The sequence below is a fragment of the uncultured Anaerovibrio sp. genome, assembly GCF_947302755.1.
Taxonomy (GTDB): domain Bacteria; phylum Bacillota; class Negativicutes; order Selenomonadales; family Selenomonadaceae; genus Anaerovibrio.
In genome coordinates, this window is record NZ_CAMYWM010000192.1 from 1 (window position 1) to 3,572 (window position 3,572).

Consider the following 3,572-nt stretch of genomic DNA (forward strand, 5'->3'; position numbering starts at 1 on the left):
GGCCTATGGAGGCAGAGGCTGCTGCCCCAAGGCTTCCCACCATGGCCGCATCGATGTATTCCATAACAATATATGTTATCTGAGACAGCATTGCTGGAATACTCAGGCTCCATACGCACTTTAGCATTTGCCGCCAATGCAGCTCTTTCTCATTATGGATTACACTAATAATATTCATCCAAACATTCCTTGATTATTTATTTTCAGTGAACACCAGCTCCGTAGCATTCTTGTCAATGGCCGGGTCGTCAAAGATCAGTTCCTCAACGCCTGCCGCCTGAATGCGGCCGGAAATTGGATTTTTAATACTTACAACTCTGGTAGTAATCTCCGCATCAACATCGGACACGTATTCAAAGGCCAAATCCGTATTCAAAAGGCGACAATTCTTCAGGGTAACGTTCTTCATATAGCAAAAGCCCTGATTGCTTTCAATAGTACAATTTACCAGGGTTACATTTTCTGAATTCCAGCCAATATACTCCCCGCAAATATAGCTGTCATATACAGTCACGTTTTTGCAGTTCCAGAAGGCATCCTTGGAAATCATCTTGGCATTGCGGATTTCCACATTTTCACAGCCATCAAAGGAATAGTTGCCCGCCAGATTAAAGCCATCTATCTTGATATCCCTGCTGTCCATGGCAAAGTAGTTTCCCTTGGCCGCCACCTGCTTCATTTCAATATGGGAGCAATGCCAAAGGGTCTCGTCGGCGTTCAGAAAATTTACGTGATTAAGTTTAATACCATCACAACGTCTAAAGCCCTTGGGTGCCTCAAAAAGCACATCCTCAAAGGTCACATTATCAGTATACCATATTCCGGCCCGTCCCATTTCAAAAACCGCACTATTTTTTACAGTAATATCCTTGCTGTACCATAAAGGATACTTCCACTGAAAGCTGGAATTTTCAATAAAAATATTGCGGCTTTCCTTTAAAGGTGATTCCCCATCAGCAAATATACAATTTTTTATTTCCAAATCCTTACCCATGAACAATGCTCTCTCACCGGTAAGTCTCTGCTCATTAATTTCTTTCATCATTTTTCCTCCATTTACATATATGTAACCATCGTTAAAATCCGAGTAAAACACTCCGAATTATCTAACCAAATCAAGCTGAAAATACGATGAAAATTTCAACCCATTAGAGTTTCTACATCAGATAGTAAAAATCCTCTATTTTATTATATATAACGCAAAAAGGAGTCGCCATATTGACGACTCTGTACCAAAACGCGATTAAACAAATTTATCTTCTGAAATGACATACTTCCTTAACCGGCCACATCATAATTTTCCATCAGCACATGATCCTACAAATATATAATTATTCCTGCTGTGGCATTGGATTTTTTCCTTCGTACACAATCTTACGATAATGCTCAGGGTCTGTATCGCCCTCCGTGCTGATGCAGAGGACCACCGAGGCCTGGTCAAGCTTCAAAAGCTTTTTTATATCTGCATATTCTTCTTTCCCGGCAATGAGATTTACAAGCCCAGTGGTCACGGCCCCACTTTCTCCAGATATTATTTTCGAATCCGTCCCCTGTGGTGCTGCCAGCAAGCGCATTCCATAGGCTGAAACATAATCTGGGCATTTGAAATACCAATCCACAAAGTCTCTAATGATCGGCCAGGCAATTGTGCATGGTTCACCGCAGTTTAGACCTGCCATGATAGTCGGGGTCTGGTCCACTGCTTCATGTGCCTCTCCGTCCCCTATCAAAGCAGACTGATACACACACGCCATATTTTCCGGTTCCACCACGCCGATGGCTGGTCTACTGCCATCATAGCGATTCACCAGATATCCAGTAACGCCCCCTGCCATGGCTCCTACACCGGCTTGCAAAAACACATGGGTAGGCACAAGCCCCTGTTCCTCCATCTGTCTGCAGGCTTCCTCCGCCATGGTTGTATATCCCTGAATAATCCAAGATGGAATATCCTCATACCCATCCCAGCTGGTATCCTGAATCAGAATCCACCCATGCTTCTCCGCCATCTTTGCAACATAGCGCACGGTATCATCGTACCCACTCTTCGTGATAGTGACCTCCGCCTTCGGATTAACATCCCTAATGGCCTTAGCACGGAGCTCACTGGAGCCTATGGGCATATAGACATGAGCCGCACAGCCAAGCTGCCCCGCTGCCCATGACACACCCTTTCCATGATTTCCGTCCGTCGCGGTGACGAACACCATCTTGTGAACAGCCTCCTGATACTCCGTCTTTTTTAAATCAGAAAAGCTGATTTTCTCTGCGTCAAGACCAAGCTCCCGGCAAACCACTCTGGTTAGCGCGTAGAGACCGCCCAATCCCTTGAATGCGTTCAATCCAAAGCGCTGTGACTCGTCTTTTACAAAGAACGCCTTTACTCCCAACTTCTCAGCCATAGCATCCAGCCTACGGAGCGGAGTCTCGTGATAATCAGGGTATCCCCGATGAATCCTTTGGACTTGGGCAACAACTGCTTCGGAGAGAAACGCCGGCCCTTTTCCCTCAGACCTGGCGGTGTTCTGTATCACAGAAATACAGCCTGTTCTGTGTTCTTTCATTGCAATCCACCTGCTACTTTCCGAAGTTTATATCCTTTCTTAAATTACCATTACCGCCCAATACACTGTGCCAAAAGGGCCTGAACACGATAAACATCAGCATCCTTACTAAAGGTCTTTACTAATGGTGTACTTCCCATATCTGCCACCCAGATTTTCAGCTCTGCATCTAAATCAAAATGCCCCGCCGACTCCACCTCAAAGTGGCGAATATTTTTATATGGTATGGAATGATAATTCACCTTCTTGCCGGTAGCTCCCTGGATATCCACCAATATAAGCCGATAATCAGTAAAAATCATCAAATCCCGAATCCACTGATAAGCCTGTATCACCTTTTCATTTTGCCCAAGGAGCTTGGCATAGTCCTTTTTTACATCTTCAATGTTTGTCTGGGATGCATTGCCCATCAAGCCACTAATTATCCCCATAATTCTCGCCTCCTATACCAGACAACTTCTATACTAACATTATATATCTTATTTTTTATTCATGCATAGTAATATGCTCATCTCACAGCAAACTGCCGGTTATTACTGACGAGTTAATATTATGGTTATCAAAGCCCCGTTTTGCTCGATCTAAGCTGGCATTAGCATAACAATAACGGCAGCCATGGATACAGGTGTCATATTGCCCGATGTCGAAGCTCTCCACGCAGTTACAAAGTGGTCGCTGTGTTTTGGCCCTGCTGATGTTAAGTTTCCTACCAACTATGCGTTCCACCAATTCTCCATCTATGCAGGCTCCGTGACCTATTCCGTACCTTTCCAAATCAATGGCCTCAGAGCAGGTTTGAAGTACAACGCCACTCCCCTTGGCAATATTTGACATTCCTGCCGCCAGCTCATTCATTTCCTCCTCAGAAAGCTCATGGAGATTCAGCCCCTGTGTGTTCTTTTTCGACTTGGCATACAGGTCAATAAAGCTGATAACACAACGCTCCACACAGGGAGCCAAGGAATCAAGGGTATTTTTGAACCATTCCAGATGCCCCTCTATTGTGTA

4 protein-coding genes are annotated in these 3,572 nt (G+C 44.7%); all 4 read right to left on the reverse strand.

Going from position 1 to position 3,572, the window contains the following annotated elements; translation table 11 throughout:
- Nucleotides 1–193: 193 nt before the first annotated feature.
- On the reverse strand, nucleotides 194–1,045 hold the full coding sequence (locus Q0Y54_RS12280; protein ID WP_297968503.1) for a DUF3737 family protein: 852 nt from the start codon (nucleotides 1,043–1,045) through the stop codon (nucleotides 194–196).
- Between the two features lie 286 nt (nucleotides 1,046–1,331).
- Nucleotides 1,332–2,564, reverse strand: coding sequence for a diaminopropionate ammonia-lyase (locus Q0Y54_RS12285; RefSeq protein WP_297968506.1), 1,233 nt, complete (start codon nucleotides 2,562–2,564; stop codon nucleotides 1,332–1,334).
- A gap of 50 nt (nucleotides 2,565–2,614) precedes the next feature.
- Nucleotides 2,615–2,995 (reverse strand): PH domain-containing protein, encoded by a 381-nt coding sequence (locus Q0Y54_RS12290; protein WP_297968509.1) that lies wholly within the window; start codon nucleotides 2,993–2,995, stop codon nucleotides 2,615–2,617.
- An 82-nt stretch (nucleotides 2,996–3,077) separates the two neighbouring features.
- Nucleotides 3,078–3,572, reverse strand: a 495-nt coding sequence (locus Q0Y54_RS12295; RefSeq protein WP_297968512.1) for a DUF1848 family protein, incomplete at its 5' end; no start/stop codon positions are given.